This window comes from Microbacterium fluvii (assembly GCF_025515205.1).
GTDB lineage: Bacteria > Actinomycetota > Actinomycetes > Actinomycetales > Microbacteriaceae > Microbacterium > Microbacterium fluvii.
Window position 1 is genome coordinate 139,479 of record NZ_JAOPFX010000003.1, and the last position, 18,475, is coordinate 157,953.

Below are 18,475 nucleotides of genomic sequence, written 5' to 3' on the forward strand. Positions count from 1 at the left end.
TGGTCACACCATATGCAAGGCTGATGTCCAGGTTTCTTTCAGCATCCGCGGTTTGCCGTCTTTTCCCCTCCCCGCGACTTGGCGGATGTGGTCGCATGAGGGTGATCGCGAGCGGCAGAAGCTGCCAACTTGCGGGAGGGAAGGAAGGCGGATGCTGCGGCGTGGGGTCAGCGAGGTGCGGCGGTGGACTGCCGCACGATCAGATGCGTCGGCAGCGGGGTGTCTTCGGTCGCGCTCTCGGGCTCTTCGATCGCGATCAGCACCTTGCGCATGATCAGTTCGCCGAGCGCGGCGAAGTCCTGCCGCACCGTCGTGAGCGGCGGATACAGGAATCCTGCTTCTGGCACGTCGTCGAAGCCCACGACGCTGACGTCGTCTGGCACGCGAAGTCCTCGCTCGCGCAGCGCCGACAGCAGGCCGATCGCCATGTGATCGTTCGCGACGAACACGGCGGTGCCGGCCTCCACCGGCAGCCTCAGCCCGAGGTCGTGCCCCGACGCGGCGCTCCAGTCGCCGCTGGCCGGCTCGACGGCCTCGAGCCGGTGCGCGGCCAGCTCGTCGCGCCATCCGCGGATGCGCTCGATCGCGTCGGGGGCGCGCTGGGGACCCGCGAGATGCAGGATGCGGGTGTGTCCGAGCTCTGCCAGGTGCCGCACCGCCGAGCGGGCGCCTCGATACTGGTCGATCGAGACGAGATGGGGGCTCCGGCGCTGCGAGGCGGCCGCGGCGACGACGGGGATGCTGAGATCGAGGCTGCGCACGACCTCGAGCACGCCGATGTCGACGACGATGAGCACGATCGCGTCGACGCGCTGGCGCAGCAGTCCCTCGACCGCCGAGCGCACGGCCGCCGGGTCGGCGTCGAGGGTCGAGACCGTCTCGACGTTGTAGCGCTCGGCGCGCGCCGCGATCGCGAAGTGCATCGCGATCGAGGTGGGCCCGTAGTCGGCGACGCCCGGCGCGACGAGGCCGATCGTGCGGGTGCGGCGGGTGACGAGCGCCCGTGCCGCCGGCGAGGGGGAGTAGCGCAGCTGCGCGATGGCCTGCTCGACGCGCGCGCGGGTCGCCGGCCGCACGTTCGGCAGGTCGTTGAGCACCCGCGAGACCGTCTGGTGCGACACGCCCGCGAGCCGCGCGACATCGAAGATGTTCGCGGTGCGGGCGCCCTTGTCGTCGCTCACTCGGCCTCGTCTTCGTCGGGCTGGGCGACCAGCGCCATGAGCGAGTCGACGCTGAGCCCCTCGGCCGAGACGACGTCGACGACCTTGCCGCCGCGCAGGATCGCGACGCGGTGGCCCACCCGCAGCACCTCTTCGAGCTCGGCCGAGATGAACACGACCGACAGTCCGTTGTCGGCGAGCTCCGACACGAGGTTCTGGATCTCGACCTTGGCGCCCACGTCGATGCCGCGGGTCGGCTCGTCGAGAACGAGCACCCGCGGCGACAGGGCGAGCAGCCGCGCCAGCAGCACCTTCTGCTGGTTGCCGCCCGACAGGGTGCCGGCGGGCCGGTCGAGATCGGGCGGGCGGATGTCGAGGGCCTCGACCCAGCTGGCGGCGAGTTCGCGCTGGCGCTCGGTGCGGATGCGGCGCGCGATGCCGCGCTGGGCCTGCAGCGCGAGGGTGATGTTCTCCTGCACGCTCAGCTCGCTGATGATGCCCTCGGTGCGCCGGTTCTCCGATGAGTAGACGACGCCGAGTGAGATCGCACGGCGGACCCCGCCGACCTCGCCCGAGGCGATGCGCACGATGCCGGCGTCCGGCCGGTCGACGCCGGTGAGCGCGCGGGCGAGCTCGGTGCGCCCCGAGCCGAGGAGCCCCGCGACGCCCAGCACCTCGCCCTCGCCGAGGTCGAGGTCGGCGTCGACGATGCCGGTGCCGACGGTGACCCCCTCGGCGTGCAGGAACGGCGCCTGCACGGCCTCGGTCAGCCCGGCGCGCGGCCGAGAGGTGAGCGATTCCATGCTGCGGCCGAGCATCTTCTGCACGAGGTCGATGCGCAGGAGCTCGCGGGTGAGGTACTCGCCGACGAGGCGGCCGCCTCGCAGCACCGTCACGCGGTCGCAGATCTCGTAGACCTGATCGAGGAAGTGCGAGACGAACAGGATCGCGACGCCGCGCTGCTTGAGGTCGCGGATCACGCGGAAGAGCTCGGCCACCTCATCGAGGTCGAGGCTCGAGGTGGGCTCGTCGAGGATCAGCACCTTGACGTCGATCGAGATCGCCCTCGCGATCGCGACGAGCTGCTGCACCGCGAGCGAGTGGCTCGACAGCGTCGAGGCCGGGTCGATGTCGAGTCCGAGGTCGGCGAGAGCGGCGGCGGCGCGGCGGCGCATCTCGCGCCAGTCGATGCCGCCGCGGCGTCGGGGTTCGCGCCCCAGCCAGATGTTCTCGGCCACCGAGAGGTTCGGCAGCAGGTCGATCTCCTGATAGACGGTGCCGATCCCGGCCGCCAGAGCATCGTGCGGCGTCGTGAAGCGCACCTCGTCGCCGTCGATGCGGATGGCCCCCGCATCCAGTCGCAGCGCGCCGGTGATCGCCTTGATGAGCGTCGACTTGCCCGCGCCGTTCTCGCCCATGAGCGAGTGCACCTCGCCGGGGAACATGCGGAAGTCGACGCCGTCGAGCGCGGTCTCGGCCTGGAATCGCACGGTCGCCCCGGAGACCTCGACGACGGGGCTTTCGACCATGGTCACCATCTTGCCCTGGGCCTGCGCCGACCAGAGGTCAGACGCGGGCACTATCTGCGCGACGACCGCGCGACGATGAGCCGCTGCACGACCACGAACAGCAGCAGGAGCGCCCCGATGGCGATGCGCGTCCACGACTGGTCGGCCCCGAGGAACGAGATGAACGTCTTGATGGTGCCGTAGACGAACACGCCGATCATCGAGCCGACGACGTAGCCGCTGCCGCCGGTGAGCAGCGTGCCGCCGATCACGACCGCCGCGATCGTGTCGAGTTCGGTGCCGATGCCGTTGAGCGGATACGAGGCGCCCGTGTACGCCGTGAAGACGACGCCGGCGAGGCCCGCGCACAGCCCGCTGACGACGTAGGCGAGGAGCTTGGTGCGCACCACCGGCAGGCCCATGAGGCGCGCCGACTGCTCGCTGCCGCCGATCGCGTAGATCGTGCGGCCGAACCGCGTGTAGGCGAGCACCAGGGCGCCGGCGAGCACCGTCAGCAGCGCGATGATGCCGGTGGGGGTGATGTACCAGCCGCCGACGCCGGTCTGCAGGCGGGTCGACTGCAGCCACAGGATCGCGGGGTCTTCGACCTTGATCGACGACAGGCTCACCATGAAGGCGAGGCCGCGCGCGGCGAACATCGCCGCGAGGGAGGCGATGAACGGCTGCACGTCGAAGTACTGCACGAGCACACCGACGCCGAGCCCCATCAGCGCGCCCAGGCCCAGCATGATCGGCGCGACGAGCGCCGTCGGCACGCCGTCTCGGAGCATCGAGGCGCCCAGCATCCCCGTGAAGGCCATCACGGCGCCCACCGACAGGTCGATGCCGCCGGTGAGGATCACGAAGGTCATGCCCACCGCGAGGATGAACAGGTACGCGTTGTCCAGCAGCAGCGCCGAGATCACGCGGGGCGTCAGGAAGTTGCCGAAGTAGGCCTCCGCGACGATCAGCATCAGCAGCAGGATGCCGAGCGCGGCGAACACCGGGATCCACGAGGAGTGGCGACTGAGGAAGCGGGCGAACACGGCCGAGATCGGGGTGGCCTTGCGTTCGGGTGCTGCGGTCGTCGTGGTCATCGGGCCACCTCCACTCGGGTGCTGCGCGTTCGGGTGCTGCGGGCGGCGGCGCCGATCCACCCGCGGAAGCGGGGCGACTGCACGAGCACGACGACCACCACGACGATCGCGAGGAACAGCGGGCTCACCGCCGGGGGCACCCCCAGGAAGGTGATGGTCGACTTCAGGGTCTGGATCGTGAAGACGCCCACCACGGTGCCGGCGATCGTGAAGGTGCCGCCCATGAGCGAGGTGCCGCCCAGAACGACGGCGAGGATCGCGTCGAGTTCGATGTAGAGACCGGCGGCGTTCGCATCCGCCGCCATGATGTTGGAGCTGTAGAGGATGCCGGCGAGCCCGGCCAGCAGACCGCTCGCGGCGTAGGCGCCCCAGATGATCCCCCGGGAGCGGACACCCGCCAGGCGCGACGCCTCGGGGTTGATGCCGACGGCCTCGGTGAGCACGCCGAGGGCCGTGCGGCGCTCGATGAGGGCGACGACGGCGATGGCGGCGACCGAGACGTAGAAGGCGAACGGCAGGCCGAAGACGTAGCCCTGCGCCATGAACTTGTACGGCGCGCTGTTGATCGTGGTGATGAACCCGCCGGTGATCAGCAGCGCCACGCCGCGGCCGGCGAGCATGAGCACGAGGGTCGCGATGATCGGCTGGATGCCGAGCACGGCCACCAGGAACCCGTTCCACACACCGAGCACGAGCGCCACGAGCACGCCCACCGTGATGGCGAGGATGACCGTCGGCAGCGATTCGGGCTCGGACGATCCAGAGATGATCGTGAGGGCGACGGCGCCCGAGACCGCCATGATCGCCCCGACCGACAGGTCGATGCCTCGGGTGGCGATGACGATCGTCATGCCGAGGGCCACGAGCATGAGCGGTGCGCTGTTGCGCAGGATGTCGATGAGCGGACCGTAGAGGTTGCCGTCGCGCACCGTGATGCCGATGAACGACGGGCGGGCGATCGTGTTGATCACGATGAGGGTCAGCAGCGCCATGACCGGCCAGAACAGCCGGTGCTTCACGGCGGCGAGGGTCAGCGATTTCATGCGACGTGCTCCGCGCTCTCGGGGGATTCCTGGGCGATGAAGTCGACGAGCGTGCCGACCTCGGTGTCGTGCGATGCGAGTTCGCCGATCTTACGACGGTCGCGCATCACGGCGACGCGCTGCGCGATGCGCAGCACCTCTTCGAGCTCGCTCGAGATGAAGACGACCGCCAGGCCCCGCTCGCTGAGCTCGGCGACCTTGCGCTGGATGTCGGCCTTGGCGCCGACGTCGATGCCGCGGGTCGGCTCGTCGAGGATGATCAGCTGCGGTGCGGTGGCGAGCCACCGCGCGAGCAGCACCTTCTGCTGGTTGCCGCCGGAGAGGTTGCGCACGAGCGCGTTGGGGTCGGCCGGGCGCACGCCGAGAGCCGCGATGTACTCGTCGACGATGGCGTCGCGCTCGGCTCGGCGCACGGGGCGCAGCGCCCCGCGCTTGGCCTGGATGCCGAGGATGATGTTCTCGGCGACGGTCAGTTCGCCGACGATCCCCTCGGCGCGGCGGTCTTCGGACGAGAAGGCGATGCGGCGGTCGATGGCGTGCCGGGGAGCGGTGATGCGCGCGTGCCGGCCGCGCACCTCGATGCGGCCGCTGTCAGGGCGATCGGCGCCGTAGAGCAGCCGAACGAGCTCGGTGCGCCCCGAGCCGAGCAGGCCGGCGATGCCGACGACCTCGCCGTCGTACACGTCGAGGTCGGCGGGCTCGAGCACGCCCTTGCGGCCGAGCTCTGTCGCGCGCAGCACGGGGGTGCCGGTGCGGTCGATCTCGCGGTCGGCGGAGCGCGAGATCGCGTCGAGCTCGTCGAGCTGGCGTCCGATCATCAGCGAGATGAGCTCGCCGCGGGGGAGGTCTTTCGCGAGGTACTCGCCGACGAGGCGCCCGTTGCGCAGCACCGTGAGGCGGTCGGAGATCTCATAGACCTGATCGAGGAAGTGGGTGACGAACAGGATCGCGACGCCGCGGTCGCGGAGGTCGCGGATCACGCCGAACAGCTGCTCGACCTCGCCGCGGTCGAGGCTCGAGGTGGGCTCGTCGAGCACGAGCACGGTGGCGTCGGTGACCATGGCCCGGCTGATCGCGACGAGCTGCTGCACGGCGATGGAGTGGCTCGACAGCAGCGAGCGGGTGTCGAGGGCCAGACCCAGATTGGCCAGGTGGGTCTCTGCCTCGCGGTGGGTCGCCCGCCAGTCGATGCGTCCGAACCGCCGTTTCTCGTGGCCGAGCATGACGTTCTCGCCGACCGAGAGGTTGGCGCAGAGGTTCACCTCTTGGTACACCGTCGAGATGCCGGCGGCCTCGGCATCCGCCGTCGAACGGAACACGCGAGGGGTGCCCGACACGCTGATCTCGCCGGCCGTGATGCCGTAGACGCCCGTGAGCGCCTTGATGAGCGTCGACTTGCCGGCGCCGTTCTCGCCCATGAGCGTGTGCACCTCGCCGCCGCGCAGCGTGAAGTCGACCTCGTCGAGGGCCTTCACGCCGGGGAACTCGACGCTGATGCCGCGCATGCGGACGACGGGTGGGGGAGCGGAGTCCGCGGCCATGGGGCTTCCTTGCCTGTTTCTGGGGTGCCCGTCGGGGCCGGGCGATGCCGGCCCCGACGGGGTCTTGCGGGTGTGTGCGCCGATCAGTAGGGGCGCGTCGGCAGGGCCTCGATCGCCTGCTCCTGCGTGAACGACTGGTCGGGGACGATCGTCTTCTTCTCGACCGTCTCGCCTGCGAGCACGGCCTTGACCAGGTCGGCGGCCTTCTCGCCGAGCAGCGGGTTGCACTCCACGATGAAGTTGAACTTGCCGTCGGCCAGTGCCTGCATGCCGTCGTGCACCGCGTCGATCGTGACGATCTGGATGTCCTTGCCGGGCGTCAGGCCCGCCGCCTCGATCGCGTCGAGAGCACCCAGGCCCATGTCGTCGTTGTGCGCGAACAGCACGTCGATGTCGTCGCCGTACTTCTGCAGGTAGCCCTCCATGACCTTCTTGCCGCCGTCGCGGGTGAAGTCGCCGGTCTGCGAGTCGAGCACGTTGATGTCGGTGCCCTCGGTCGCCTCGGCGAACCCGGTCGCGCGGTCGAGCGCGGCCGACGAGCCGGTCGTGCCCTCGAGGATCACGAGGTTCGCGCCCTTGCCGTCGAAGTTCTCCTTGACCCACTCGCCGGCGGTCTTGCCCTCCTGTTCGAAGTCCAGGCCCACCCAGCTCGCGTAGAGGTCTTCGCTCGCGCTCACCGTGCGGTCTTCGAGGACGACCGGGATGCCGGCATCCTGGGCCTCTTTGAGCACGTCGTCCCAGCCGTCGACCGTGATCGGCGCGATGACGATCGCGTCGACGCCCTGGTTGATGAAGCTGCGGACGGCCGCGATCTGGGCCTCCTGCTTGTTGTCGGCCGCGTTGAACTTGAGGTCGAACCCGTTGTCTGCCGAGAACGCCTCCTTCATCGACTCGGTGTTGGCCGAGCGCCAGCCCGACTCGGAGCCGGTCTGGGCGAAGCCGACCGTGATGACGTCGCCGCTGCCGCCGTCGCCGCTGGCGCCGTCGTCGCCGGTGGAGCTGCTGCAGCCTGCCGCCGCGAACGTCAGCGCACCCAGCAGCGCGACGCCGGCGAGAACCTTCTTCTTCATGCCGTGAACCTCTCTGTTCGCACCGGCCTCTGTGCCGGCGTGGTTTCAGGGGCCGCTATCGGGGCGGCCCGTTGGCTTGAATGTTAGCCTTCACATTTCTGGTCGCCGCAAGATGTGAGCGATAACAGTTTCGTAACACGCGCCTGGATCGCGGTCGCTGTCAGCGTCGGCCGCGGCGGCATCGGCATCCGCTTTCCGTGAGCGATCACATTCGGGTCACCCCTCCCGCGACTTGGCACCTTCGGTCGTGTCGCGACCTGTTGCAGCGGCAAGAAACGCCAACTCGCGGGGGCGGTTCGGGCCGTGCATGATCCGCGACTTGGCACCTCTGGTCGCTCAGATGCCCCGCCAAGCGGCAGAAGCTGCCAACTCGCGGGTGGGGAACGGATGCTGCGGCGCGCAGCGCGTCAGGCGCGGCGGGCGAGCAGGGCGTCCGCGACACCGACCGCGAGCACGACGGCGGCGGCGGCGATCGGGGCGAGGAGGGCGGCATCCGTGCCGAGGTTCTCGGCGACGGCGCCCGTGACGGCGGATGCTGCCGACTGCCCCACGATGACGCCAGAGCCGAGCATCGTCATGACCGTCGCCGACCGGCCGCGCGGAGTGCGCGCCGCGGCGAGGCTGTACTGGGTGACCAGGGTCGGCCCGATGCCGATGCCGATGATCAGCAGGCACACGAGCATGCCGCCGACGGTGTCGATGAAGGGCAGCGCGAGCGTTCCGGCGAAAACCAGCGCAGAGAACGTGAGCCAGCGCGCGCCCAGGGTGAACCGGTCGGGAAACAGCGCGACCGCCAGGGCGAGTGCCGCCGAGCCTACGCCCATCGCGCCGTAGACGAGGCCCGCCTGCTCCGGCACGCCGCGGTCGTCCATGAAGGCCGTGAGCGAGGTCAGCATCGTGCCGAAGAACAGGCCCATGCCGAGGGCGCCGGCCGCCGGCGTGAGCACGAGGGGGCGCAGCAGTGTGCGGACGGGGGCGCGGTCGGCGACCTCGTGAGGAGCGGGCTCGGCCTTCGCGGCAGACGGATGCAGGGCGAACGCCGTCACGAACACGATCGCGAGGGCCGCAGCCCCGACGACCGGGGCCGCGGGGTTGAGCGTCGTGGCGAGCAGGCCCACGATGACCGGGCCGAAGACGAAGACGATCTCGTCGGCGGCGGATTCGTAGGCCATGGTCCCGACGATCACCCGGTCGCGGCGGGCGAGAGGGAAGCGCGCGCGGATGATTCCGACCAGCCGCCCGCGCGACAGCGGCGCGACCTGGGGCATCGTCGCGCCGATGGCGAACGCGAGGGCGAGCACGGCAGCATCCGCCACGGGGGTGAACACGAGCCACGCGATCGCGACCAGCAGCAGGCTGTTCGCGGTGCCGGCGATCAGCAGCACGCGGCGCTGGCCGAAGCGGTCGGCCGCGGCACCGAGCAGGGGGCCGAAGATCGCGGTGCCGAGGCCCGTCATGGCGGAGGTCGCGCCGCCGAGCGAGATCGACCCGCGCGCCGCGACGACGAGGGTGAGCACGCCGACGACCATCATCGCGAACGGCAGTCGGGCGATCAGGGCGATCGGGAAGTACGAGAACCCCGCCTCGCGGATGAGGCTGGTCGCGCGCGGCGCGGCGAGTGTCGAGTGCATCTGTCTCCTGTGTCTCTGCCGCCGGCGGCGGCACGTCGTGCCGCCTTGGCCGTGCCGGCCAGGTAGATACACATCGGGGATGTCGGTCTCAGTCTACCGCCGGGCCCTCCGGCCCGCCCCGGCGACGGGATACCCTGACCGCGGAGGAGCCATGACGGATGCCGCAGCCACGACGCGCCGCGTCGGCGTGCGCGACGTCGCGCGTCTGGCCGGGGTGTCGACGCAGACGGTGTCGCGGGTGATCAACGCGCATCCGAACATCCGCGACGAGACGCGGGCCCGCGTGCTCGACGCCATGGAGGCCCTCGACTACCGCGTCAACAACGCCGCGCGGAGCCTCGGCACCGCCACCACCCGCACGCTCGGGGTGATCGCCTCCGACGCGACGCTGTTCGGCCCGGCCGCGGCGATCGCCGCGCTCGAGACCGCCGCGCGCGCCCAGGCGCGCTGGATCGCGACCGCCTACGCCGACGCCGCCGACGAGGCCTCGGTCGACGACGCCGTCGCGCACGTGCTCGGCCAGGGCGTCGACGGGGTGATCCTCGTGGCCCCGCACGTGCGCGCCTTCGAGCGGCTCGAGGCGATGCGCCTGGGCGTGCCGCTCATCGCGATGCACGGCGGCGCGGGCGCCGAGCCGCAGTCGGCGGGCGCGGCGCTCGCCGTGGCGCACCTGGCGGGCCTCGGCCACCGGCGCATCGCGCGCCTGGGCGGGCCCGCCGACTGGGCCGAAGAGGTGGCGCGCGCCGAGGGCTTCGCGGCCGCCGCGCGCACGCACGACATCGTCGTGACCGCGCAGTGGTCGGGCGACTGGAGCGCCGCCGCTGGGGCTGCCCGCGCGCCCGAGATCGCCGCCGCGATCCCCGAGGGCGACGGCCCCACCGCGATCGCCGTCGCCAACGACCAGATGGCGCTCGGCCTCATCGCCGGCCTGCGCGACGCGGGCCTCGAGGTGCCGCGCGACGTGAGCGTCACCGGCTTCGACGACGTTCCGGATGCCGCGTACTACCGCCCCGCGCTGACCACCGTGCGCCTCGACCTCGCCGGAGAGGCCCGCCGCTGCGTCGCCGCCGCCCTCGGCGAAGCCGCCGGGGCTCCGCCTGCGCCCCCGGAGCTCGTCGTGCGCGGATCGACCGCCGCTCAGGGCTGGCACCCGTGAAGTGTTACCGGTAACATCGATCGGACCGGCGGATGCTGACACCACCCCGCGCCTTCGGCGCGACCCAGCGGAGCCCCGCCCCACGAGACCAACGGAGGACCCCGTGAGCACGACCGCGAGCAGCGACCAGGCCGCCGCCGACCGCATCCGCTCCGGCCGCACGGCCCTGGGCATCGAGCTGGGCTCGACGCGCATCAAGGCGTGCCTCGTCGACGCGGACGACCCCGCCACGGTGCTCGCCGTCGGCAGCCACGAGTGGGAGAACCGGTTCGAGGAGCGCCTCTGGACCTACTCGCTCGACGACGTGCACTCGGGCCTGCAGGCCGCCTACGCCGACCTCGTCGCCGACGCGCAGCATCGCCACGGCGCCGCTCCGACGACGTTCGCCGCCGCGGGGGTCTCGGCGATGATGCACGGCTACCTGGCGTTCGACGAGGCGGGCGAGCTGCTCGTGCCCTTCCGCACGTGGCGCAACACCAACACCGGCCCCGCCGCCGCCGAGCTCACCGCGCTGTTCGGCGTGAACATCCCGCTGCGCTGGTCGATCGCGCACCTGCACCAGGCCGTGATCGACGACGAGCCGCACGTCGGCCGCGTGGCGCACGTGACGACCCTCGCCGGCTATGTGCACGAGCGCCTCACCGGCCGGCGTGTGCTGGGCGTCGGCGACGCGTCGGGCATGTTCCCGATCGACTCGGCGACCGGCGGCTACGACGCCGACCTCGCCGCGCGCTACGACGCCCTCGTCGCCGATGCCCCCTTGTCGGGAAAACTCATCAACAGGCTCCCGGCCGTGCTCCCCGCGGGCGCCGACGCCGGCAGCCTCACCGCCGAGGGCGCGGAGCTCCTCGACCCCACCGGGGCGCTGCGCCCCGGCACCCCGTTCTGCCCCCCGGAGGGCGACGCCGGCACCGGCATGGTCGCCACAAACGCGGTCGCGCCTCGGACCGGCAACGTCAGCGCCGGCACGAGCATCTTCGCCATGGTGGTGCTCGAGCGCCCTCTCGCGCACGTGCACCACGAACTCGACCTCGTCACCACGCCCGCCGGCGACCCGGTCGCGATGGTGCACTGCAACAACGGCGCGAGCGAGCTCGGCGCCTGGGTGGGCCTGTTCGCCCGGTTCGCCGCCGCGAGCGGCGCCGAGACGAGCACCGACGGCGTCTATGAGACGCTCTTCGCCGAGGCGCTCACCGGAGCCCCCGACGCCGGCGGCCTCCTCGCCTACAACCACCTCGCCGGCGAGCCGATCGCAGGCCTCGACGAGGGTCGGCCGCTGTTCGTGCGCACCCCCGACAGCGCCTTCACGCTCGCCAACTTCATGCGCGCGCAGCTCTACGGCGTGTTCGGCACGCTCGCGCTCGGCATGAGGGTGCTCACCGACCCCGAGCACGGCGAGGGCGTGGCCCTCGACCGCATGTTCGCCCACGGCGGCATGTTCCGAACCGCCGGCGTCGCGCAGCGGATGCTGGCGGCCTCCCTCGACGCGCCCGTCGCGGTCGGCGAGACCGCCGCCGAGGGCGGGGCGTGGGGCATCGCAGTGCTGGCCGCCTACCTCGAGCACGCCGCATCCGAGTCCCTCAGCGCCTACCTCGACGGCCGCGTGTTCGCCGGAGCCGCGATCGACGTCGCCGCCCCCGATCCCGCCGACGTGGCCGGCTTCTCGGCCTACCTCGCGCGCTACCGCGCGGGACTTGCGGCCGAGCGGGCCGCGGTCGAGGCGCTCTAGACGTTTCGTCTCGGCCCTGCGGGCCTCGCTCTACGACCGGAATTCCCACGACCGAATCTCATCCAAGGAGAACCCCATGACCCTCACCACATCGCTCGACGGCTACGAGGTCTGGTTCGTCACCGGCAGCCAGAACCTCTACGGCGAAGAGACGCTGCGCCAGGTGGCCGAGCAGTCGCAGCAGGTCGTCGCCGGCCTCGCCGGCCTTCCCGTCAGGGTCGTCTGGAAGCCCGTGCTGAAAGACAGCGACGCGATCCGCCGCCTCGCCCTCGAGGTCAACGCCCGCGACGACGTCATCGGCGTCATGGCGTGGATGCACACCTTCAGCCCCGCCAAGATGTGGATCTCGGGCCTGGACGCGCTGCAGAAGCCGCTGCTGCACCTGCACACGCAGGCCAACGTCGAGCTGCCGTGGGCCGACATCGACTTCGACTTCATGAACCTCAACCAGGCCGCCCACGGCGACCGCGAGTTCGGCTACATCCAGACCCGTCTGGGCGTGGCCCGCAAGACGGTCGTCGGCCACGTGTCGAACCCCGCCGTGCTCCAGCAGGTCGAGGACTGGCAGCGCGCCGCCGCCGGCTGGCAGGCCGTGCGCACCCTCAAGCTCGCCCGCTTCGGCGACAACATGCGCTACGTCGCCGTCACCGAGGGCGACAAGACCGAGGCCGAGCTGCGCTTCGGCGTGCAGGTGAACACGTGGGGCGTGAACGAGCTGGCGGATGCTGTGGCCGCCGCATCCGACGCCGACATCGACGCGCTCGTCGAGGTCTACCTGGCCGAATACGACGTCGCCGAAGAGCTCCTCCCCGGCGGCGACCGCCACCAGTCGCTCCGCGACGGCGCGGCCATCGAGGTGGGCCTGCGCTCCTTCCTCGAAGCCGGCGGCTTCGGCGCCTTCACGACGAGCTTCGAAGACCTCGGCTCGCTGAAGCAGCTGCCTGGGCTGGCTGTGCAGCGCCTCATGGCCGAGGGCTACGGCTTCGGCGCCGAGGGCGACTGGAAGACCGCGATCCTCGTGCGCGTCGCCAACGTCATGGGCGCGGGCCGGCCGGGAGGTGCGAGCCTCATGGAGGACTACACCTACGACCTCGTCGCCGGCGACGAGAAGATCCTCGGCGCGCACATGCTCGAGGTGGCCCCGAGCCTCACGACGGCGAAGCCTCGGCTGGAGATCCACCCGCTCGGCATCGGCGGCAAGGACGACCCGGTGCGCCTCGTCTTCACCGCCGACCCCGGCCCCGCGCTCGTGGTCGCCATGAGCGACATGCGCGACCGGTTCCGGCTGGTCGCCAACGTCGTCGAGAACGTCGAAGCGCCCGACCTGCCGCAGCTGCCGGTCGGCCGCGCGATCTGGAAGCCCGCCCCTGACTTCGCGACCTCCGCGGCCTGCTGGCTCGCCGCCGGCGCCGCTCACCACACCGTCATGACGACGGCCGTGGGCATCGAGGTGTTCCGCGACTTCGCCGAGATCGCGAAGACCGAGCTGGTCGTCATCGACGAAGACACGACGGTGCGCGGCTTCCAGCGCGAACTGCGCTGGAACCAGGCCTATTACCGACTGGCGCAGGGTCTCTAGGCTCGGATCCATGGTGCGCACACCCCTCTCCGGAACCCAGCACGCGCTGCGCGCGGGCGACTACGAAGCGGTGGTGGCGAGCGTCGGCGGCACGCTGCGCTCGCTCACCCACCGCGGCCGCGACCTCATCGCGCCCTTCGGGGCCGACGAGGTGCGCCCGAGCTACCGCGGCGCGCTGCTGGCCCCGTGGCCCAACCGCATCGTCGACGGCCGCTACGGGTTCGCCGGCGCCGACCATCAGGTCGCGCTCACCGAGCCTGCGCGCCATCACGCGCTGCACGGCCTCGCCGCCTGGCTGCCGTTCGAGGCCGTCGACAAGGGCCCGGACCACGTGACCCTGGCCGCCGTCATCGAACCGCAGACCGGCTACCCGTGGCGCATCACGGTGGCGACGTCGTTCGCGCTCGGCCCCGATGGACTGACCCAGACGGTCACGGCGCGAAACGACAGTGCGGATGCGGCGCCCTTCGGCACCGGACCCCACCCGTATCTCGTGGCAGGGCCCGGCACCGTCGACGACTGGACGCTCGAGCTGCCGGCGGCCGACGTGCTGCTGACCGACGACAGGCTCAGCCCCGTCGCGCTCGAGTCGGTCGAGCAGGCCGGCGCCGACCGCTTCGACTTCCGCGCGGCCCGCGCGATCGAGCAGATCGAGCTCGACCACGCCTACACGGGTCTCGACGCGGATGCCGGCGGCACCGTCACGGTGCGGGTCACCGCCCCCGGCGGCACGGGTGTCGCGATGTCGTGGGGCGCGTCGTGCCCGTGGGTGCAGGTGCACACCTCCGACAAGGGACAGGGCATGCCGGGGCACCGCGCGGGCCTCGCCGTCGAGCCGATGACGTGCGCGCCCGACGCGTTCAACGCCGACCGCTACGCGTTCGACACCGGCCTGCAGGTCATCGAGCCCGGCGCCTCGGTCGAGGCGTCCTGGCTCATCGCCGCGATCTGACGCACTCGGGGTATCACCGGGCGCTCCACCCGACTCCTGTCGACATCGCACACCGTGGGGAGGTGTGCCGTCAGCAAGGAGCAGGAGATGGCTCGCAGCATCCTGAAGAAAGGCGCGCGTCCGTTCGCCGACGTCATGCCGGGGGAGGTCGTCAGGCGCGGTCGCGTGATCACCCTCAGCGGTGAGTTCGGCGAGCGTGACGTGCACGCGGTCGAAGTCACCGGAGCGGGACGCGCCGATGTGACCTGGACCGACGGCGCGATCGCGATCGACACGTCCGGCCTCGCCGTGGGTGGTCACACCCTCCGCCTCGCCGGCCCCTCGGGGCGTCGGGCACCCGGTCGAGGCGACCTCTCGATCGACATCGTGGTGATCGACTCGCCGGCCCGCGTGCCGGACGAGTTCGCCGTGCTGCATGCGCGGCGCATCCGCATCGGCGATCTCGAGGTCGAGTCGCTGCCGATGGCGGACGGTGTCGAAGGCGACTTCCGCGATGTGTTCAAGGCGGTCAGTCGCGACGGCACGTCGGCCACGACCTTCGCCTTCGACCGCTCAGGCGAGGTCGTCGACCTCGACGCCGAGTGGGCGGCCTTGGCCGAGCGGCGCCTGAAGCGGTTCGGCCGCGTCGAGCAGGCCCTCGCCGAGCGCCTCGAGCGGGGCGGCGAGGTGGAGGTGGCGGTGTGGGCCGCGACCGGCGACCTCGACGAGGAGCTGCCGCCGAAGTCCGACCGACGCGCGGCCGGCAAGCCGAGCCGCGAAGACCTGCGCACGCGCCGACACATCGCAGCGCTCGGCGAGAAGCTCGCCGAGGTGGCGCGCGAGCACGGCCTCGAGGTCGCGCGCGTCGATCAGGCCGCGCCCGTCGTCTACGGGCGCATGCCCGCCGAGGCGGTGCGCGCGCTGGCGGATGACCCCCTCGTCGCGGGCGTCTTCACCCACCACGACGACGTCGTCGAAGACCTCGGCGACTCGATCGCCGTGCACAACAGCGACGACGCGCACGCGGCGGGCTTCACGGGCGACGGTGTGCGCGTCGCGGTCTACGAAGACAGCCCAGACGTCACGACCAACCTCGTCATCTCGGGGCAGTACACGTCGTCGGGTTCGCCCAGCAGCCACGCGCGCATGACCACCGGCATCATCCGCAACAGCGAGCGCGGTCGCCCGCACGGCCACGCGCCCGACGCGACGGTGTTCTCGGCCAACAGCGGCGACCTCGACGCCATCCGCTGGGCCGCGCAGGATCAGGGCTGCACGGTCATCAGTCAGAGCTTCCACCGCACCGCCGAGCAGACCAGCTCGACGCTGTCGCACGACGACAACTACAAGGACTGGCTCGCGCTGCACTGGCCGTTCCCGACGATCGTCGAGGCGGCGGGCAACGGCACCTCGACCGAGTTCGTCAACCACAAGGGCTACAACCGGCTGACGGTCGGCAGCCACAACGACGCCGCGAGCGCCATGGCCTCGTCGTCGGTCTTCCGAAACCCCTCGTCGCCGCACGCCGACCGCGAGCTGCCCGAGATCGCGGCGAACGGCATGGGCGTGACGGTCGTCGGGCTCACCGACAGCGGCACGAGCTTCGCCGCTCCCGCCGTCGCCGGCATCGCCGCGTGCGTGCAGGAGGCTGCTCCCGTGCTGCAGTCGTGGCCCGAGGGCACGCGGGCCGTGCTCATGGCGGGCGCGTGGCGCAACCCGAGCGGCGGGCGCTGGCGCGCCGACCTCATCGCCGGGCTCGACGGCAGCGACGGGGCAGGATCTGTCGACGCCGACCGCTCGGTGCGCATCGCGGGCTCACGTCAGCGGCGCGACAACGCGGGCGCCCTGCGCGGCTTCGATGTGGGCACGCTGCGGTCGGCCGACCTCGACGGGTCGGGGGTCGCGGCCTTCCGCTACCGCATCACGACCCCGCGCCGGCCGCTGTTCTTCGGCTCGCACGTCAAGGTGGCGCTGGCCTGGGACTCCAAGGCGACGCGCACCGACATCCTGTTCCTGTCGATCTTCCAGAACGCCCTCACGGTCGACCTGGACCTGCAGGTGCGCGATTCGGCCGGGCGCACGGTCGCCTCGAGCATGTCGTGGGACAACAGCTACGAGATCGCCGAGTTCGACGCGAGCCCTGGGGAGACCTACGACATCGTCATCCGCCGCTGGTCGGGCACCGACGACGTCTGGTACGGCATCGCCTGGACGCAGATCCCGACGCTGTTCGACATCTTCGGCAGTGTGCAGGCGGCGCCGATCTTCGGCTGAAGAGAAGAATGGATGCTGTCGCCCGCGTGAGCGAGCGACAGCATCCCCCTCCCCCTGTCCCCCCGAACAGCCAGAGGGCCCCGGAGTATTCTCCGGTGCCCTCCGGGTCGTGCTCAGCCGTCTCCGCGCACCTGCTCCTTGAGCTCGTTGCGCTTCTCGACCGATTCCTTCTCGGCCTCCGCCTTCTTGACGTTGGCGTCGGCCTTCGCCTCGTCGACCTTGTCGCCGATGCGGTCGGCGGTGTCGTCCCAGGCGTCCTTCATCTTGCGACCGACGGTCTCTGCCGTCTCTTTCGCGTCGTCCATGAATCCCATGTCGCTGCTCCTTTCGTGAAGGGCTGTGACTCGACGCTACGTCGCCCCGGCGCGCACGCCCCGGGGGTTGCCACGACCGGCTGCGGCTGGTAAGCGAGGAGGATGCGTTTCGAGACGACTCTCTTCCAGCAGGGCAACAACACGGGCATCGAGGTGCCTCCGGAGCTCGTCGAGCAGCTCGGCGGCGGCAAGCGGCCGGCGGTCACCGTGTCGGTCAACGGCTTCGACTACCGCAGCACGATCGCGTCGATGGGCGGGAGGTTCCTCATTCCGTTCAGCTCCGACAAGCGGGCCGCGACAGGGCTCGGCGGCGGCGACGCGATCACCGTCGAACTGAACCTCGACACCGCCCCGCGCGAGGTCGAAGTGCCCGCCGACCTCGCCGCAGCGCTCGAGGCGGCCGGTGCTCGCGCCGCCTTCGACAAGCTCGCTCCGAGCGCGCGCAAGGCGCACGTCACGAACGTCGAGGCCGCCAAGGCCGCCGAGACCCGCGCCCGCCGCGTCGAGAAGATCGTCGCCGACCTGGCGTGATCTCAGGCGGGGGTGGTCGTGTCGATCGCCTCGCGCAGCGGACCGCGCATGAAGCGCCAATAGCCCGTGGGCGTCACGCGCGCCAGCGCGTCGACCAACCGCGCCTCGCGGCCGACCATCGTGCGCGCGCGGCGGTGCACGGTCGCCTCGACGATCCGCCGCGCGGCGTCGGCGGGCTCGGTGTGGTACATCTGCGCCTGCGCCTTCGCCGCCCGGTCGGCGATCGCCGGGTCGAGCGCGGCAGCATAGCGCCCTCGGAGGATGATGCCGGTCTTGACCCCCGCGGGGTAGATCGCCCCCACGGTGACCGTCGAGCCTTCGAGCTCGTGCCGCAGCGCCTCGGTGAACCCCCGCACGGCGTACTTGCTCATGGCGTACGGGATGCGGCCGGCGGGCGCCGCCAGGCCGTAGATCGACACGAGGTGCGTGATGTGCGCAGCCCGCTGCCGCCGCAGCGCCGGCAGCAGCGCCTGGGTGATGTTGACGGTGCCCCACAGGTTCACGTCCATGAGCCAGCGCATCTCGGCCATCGTCAGCTGGTCGATGCTGCCCAGCATCGACGAGCCCGCGCACGTGATGAGCGCCTGCAGGCGCGGATGGGATGCGGTCGCCTCGGCCGCGACGGCGCGCACCGCCTCGTCGTCGGTGAGATCCACGGCGTGCACCGTGTGCCCGGTGCCAGGGAGCGCCGCCGCGAGGGCGGCGAGGCCGTCGGCGTCGCGGTCGATCAGCGCGAGGCGCGCACCGCGCGCGGCCAGCAGGCGCGCGGCCTCCGCGCCCATGCCGGCGGCGGCTCCGGTGATGGCGGTGGTGGCTCCCTCGACGGTGAGGGGCGGCATCCGGGTCATGCGGGTCCTTTCGGGTCGTCGGGCCATTTTCCCCGACTCGGGCGCTGTGGCGTGCCACTACTC

The 18,475-nt window shown here is 71.5% G+C and carries 15 protein-coding genes; 6 read left to right on the forward strand and 9 right to left on the reverse strand.

The annotated features are described in order from the left end of the window. Positions 1–167 precede the first annotated feature (167 nt). The 7 genes from OAW74_RS11915 to OAW74_RS11945 all read right to left on the reverse strand — a co-directional run bounded on the left by OAW74_RS11915 (position 168) and on the right by OAW74_RS11945 (position 9,050). Entirely contained in the window at positions 168–1,181 is a 1,014-nt protein-coding gene (locus tag OAW74_RS11915) for a LacI family DNA-binding transcriptional regulator (RefSeq protein WP_262874600.1), read from the reverse strand. After that, positions 1,178–2,689, reverse strand: a complete 1,512-nt coding sequence (locus OAW74_RS11920) for a sugar ABC transporter ATP-binding protein (RefSeq protein WP_262874601.1) — start codon at positions 2,687–2,689, stop codon at positions 1,178–1,180. The genes OAW74_RS11915 and OAW74_RS11920 overlap by 4 nt, the downstream gene beginning before the upstream one ends. A gap of 50 nt (positions 2,690–2,739) precedes the next feature. Next, the gene (locus OAW74_RS11925; protein WP_262874602.1) at positions 2,740–3,765 is read right to left on the reverse strand and encodes an ABC transporter permease subunit; all 1,026 of its coding nucleotides are present in this window, start codon (positions 3,763–3,765) and stop codon (positions 2,740–2,742) included. Beyond that, a complete protein-coding gene (locus OAW74_RS11930; RefSeq protein WP_262874603.1) occupies positions 3,762–4,808 on the reverse strand; it encodes an ABC transporter permease in 1,047 nt (348 codons plus the stop codon). The genes OAW74_RS11925 and OAW74_RS11930 overlap by 4 nt, the downstream gene beginning before the upstream one ends. Next, positions 4,805–6,349 carry a sugar ABC transporter ATP-binding protein gene (locus OAW74_RS11935; protein WP_262874604.1) on the reverse strand — a complete coding sequence of 515 codons (1,545 nt, stop codon included), beginning with the start codon at positions 6,347–6,349 and terminating at the stop codon, positions 4,805–4,807. The genes OAW74_RS11930 and OAW74_RS11935 overlap by 4 nt, the downstream gene beginning before the upstream one ends. A gap of 83 nt (positions 6,350–6,432) precedes the next feature. After that, positions 6,433–7,419 carry an ABC transporter substrate-binding protein gene (locus OAW74_RS11940; protein ID WP_262874605.1) on the reverse strand — a complete coding sequence of 329 codons (987 nt, stop codon included), beginning with the start codon at positions 7,417–7,419 and terminating at the stop codon, positions 6,433–6,435. 407 nt (positions 7,420–7,826) lie between these two features. Then, positions 7,827–9,050, reverse strand: coding sequence for an MFS transporter (locus OAW74_RS11945; protein ID WP_262874606.1), 1,224 nt, complete (start codon positions 9,048–9,050; stop codon positions 7,827–7,829). Between the two features lie 151 nt (positions 9,051–9,201). On the opposite strand from OAW74_RS11945, the gene OAW74_RS11950 reads away from it, so the two are divergent. The 5 genes from OAW74_RS11950 (at position 9,202) to OAW74_RS11970 (ending at position 16,719) form a co-directional block, all read left to right on the forward strand. Continuing rightward, entirely contained in the window at positions 9,202–10,206 is a 1,005-nt protein-coding gene (locus OAW74_RS11950; protein WP_262874607.1) for a LacI family DNA-binding transcriptional regulator, read from the forward strand. A gap of 103 nt (positions 10,207–10,309) precedes the next feature. Next, the gene (locus OAW74_RS11955; protein ID WP_262874608.1) at positions 10,310–11,935 is read left to right on the forward strand and encodes a xylulokinase; all 1,626 of its coding nucleotides are present in this window, start codon (positions 10,310–10,312) and stop codon (positions 11,933–11,935) included. A 76-nt stretch (positions 11,936–12,011) separates the two neighbouring features. Next, positions 12,012–13,514: an L-arabinose isomerase gene (araA, locus tag OAW74_RS11960; RefSeq protein ID WP_262874609.1), complete on the forward strand. Its 1,503-nt coding sequence runs from the start codon at positions 12,012–12,014 to the stop codon at positions 13,512–13,514. Between the two features lie 10 nt (positions 13,515–13,524). Further along, the gene (locus tag OAW74_RS11965; protein ID WP_262874610.1) at positions 13,525–14,466 is read left to right on the forward strand and encodes an aldose 1-epimerase family protein; all 942 of its coding nucleotides are present in this window, start codon (positions 13,525–13,527) and stop codon (positions 14,464–14,466) included. An 87-nt stretch (positions 14,467–14,553) separates the two neighbouring features. Further along, complete coding sequence (locus OAW74_RS11970) at positions 14,554–16,719, forward strand: S8 family serine peptidase (protein ID WP_262874611.1); 2,166 nt, start codon at positions 14,554–14,556, stop codon at positions 16,717–16,719. A 113-nt stretch (positions 16,720–16,832) separates the two neighbouring features. Here OAW74_RS11970 and OAW74_RS11975 read toward each other — a convergent pair whose 3' ends face one another. Then, a complete protein-coding gene (locus OAW74_RS11975; RefSeq protein WP_262874612.1) occupies positions 16,833–17,033 on the reverse strand; it encodes a hypothetical protein in 201 nt (66 codons plus the stop codon). 102 nt (positions 17,034–17,135) lie between these two features. Between OAW74_RS11975 and OAW74_RS11980 the strand changes: the two genes are divergently transcribed. Next, positions 17,136–17,564 (forward strand): YdeI/OmpD-associated family protein, encoded by a 429-nt coding sequence (locus OAW74_RS11980; protein ID WP_262874613.1) that lies wholly within the window; start codon positions 17,136–17,138, stop codon positions 17,562–17,564. Positions 17,565–17,566: 2 nt separating this feature from the next. On the opposite strand, the gene OAW74_RS11985 is transcribed toward OAW74_RS11980, so the two are convergent. Next, positions 17,567–18,412 (reverse strand): SDR family NAD(P)-dependent oxidoreductase, encoded by an 846-nt coding sequence (locus tag OAW74_RS11985; protein ID WP_262874614.1) that lies wholly within the window; start codon positions 18,410–18,412, stop codon positions 17,567–17,569. Positions 18,413–18,475: the final 63 nt, after the last annotated feature.

Excerpts from the sequence above, each read along its gene's own strand:
- OAW74_RS11920 (WP_262874601.1), bottom strand. The coding sequence starts at position 2,689 with ATGGTCGAAAGCCCCGTCGTCGAGGTCTCCGGGGCGACCGTGCGATTC.
- OAW74_RS11925 (WP_262874602.1), bottom strand. The coding sequence starts at position 3,765 with ATGACCACGACGACCGCAGCACCCGAACGCAAGGCCACCCCGATCTCG.
- OAW74_RS11930 (WP_262874603.1), bottom strand. The coding sequence starts at position 4,808 with ATGAAATCGCTGACCCTCGCCGCCGTGAAGCACCGGCTGTTCTGGCCG.
- OAW74_RS11935 (WP_262874604.1), bottom strand. The coding sequence starts at position 6,349 with ATGGCCGCGGACTCCGCTCCCCCACCCGTCGTCCGCATGCGCGGCATC.
- OAW74_RS11940 (WP_262874605.1), bottom strand. The coding sequence starts at position 7,419 with ATGAAGAAGAAGGTTCTCGCCGGCGTCGCGCTGCTGGGTGCGCTGACG.
- OAW74_RS11945 (WP_262874606.1), bottom strand. The coding sequence starts at position 9,050 with ATGCACTCGACACTCGCCGCGCCGCGCGCGACCAGCCTCATCCGCGAG.
- OAW74_RS11950 (WP_262874607.1), top strand. The coding sequence starts at position 9,202 with ATGACGGATGCCGCAGCCACGACGCGCCGCGTCGGCGTGCGCGACGTC.
- araA (WP_262874609.1), top strand. The coding sequence starts at position 12,012 with ATGACCCTCACCACATCGCTCGACGGCTACGAGGTCTGGTTCGTCACC.
- OAW74_RS11965 (WP_262874610.1), top strand. The coding sequence starts at position 13,525 with ATGGTGCGCACACCCCTCTCCGGAACCCAGCACGCGCTGCGCGCGGGC.
- OAW74_RS11970 (WP_262874611.1), top strand. The coding sequence starts at position 14,554 with ATGGCTCGCAGCATCCTGAAGAAAGGCGCGCGTCCGTTCGCCGACGTC.
- OAW74_RS11975 (WP_262874612.1), bottom strand. The coding sequence starts at position 17,033 with ATGGGATTCATGGACGACGCGAAAGAGACGGCAGAGACCGTCGGTCGC.
- OAW74_RS11980 (WP_262874613.1), top strand. The coding sequence starts at position 17,136 with ATGCGTTTCGAGACGACTCTCTTCCAGCAGGGCAACAACACGGGCATC.
- OAW74_RS11985 (WP_262874614.1), bottom strand. The coding sequence starts at position 18,412 with ATGACCCGGATGCCGCCCCTCACCGTCGAGGGAGCCACCACCGCCATC.